The organism is Virgibacillus sp. 7505 (assembly GCF_002272135.1).
Classification (GTDB): Bacteria; Bacillota; Bacilli; order Bacillales; family Amphibacillaceae; genus Terribacillus.
This window is the reverse complement of the sequence record NZ_NPBF01000354.1, coordinates 1-228: the sequence shown is the minus strand read 5'-3', so window position 1 is coordinate 228 and position 228 is coordinate 1. Positions and strand designations below refer to the sequence as shown.

Sequence of the window (228 nt, the reverse complement as noted above, 5' to 3'; positions counted from 1 at the left end):
TGTCCAAACAACTGAACTTGTTTACGAGGACATTCACACGATTCTTGGCAACGCGCTGTCAGACGGGCACCATAATGACTATGTCTATAACCATCTTTCTAGCCCTGTTGATATAAGCGGCGAGCAAGTAACAGGACCTGCAGAAAGAATGACGCCGCCAATCATTGTTCTTGTGATCGTACTATTGTCGAGCTTGCTGATCGGCTTTTTGACACACCACTATAGCTC

The 228-nt window shown here is 46.1% G+C and carries 1 protein-coding gene; it reads left to right on the top strand.

Translation table 11 applies throughout. The annotated features are described in order from the left end of the window. A partial coding sequence (locus CHH91_RS20775) for a hypothetical protein (protein WP_176465889.1) occupies positions 1 to 228 on the top strand: 228 nt, incomplete at both ends.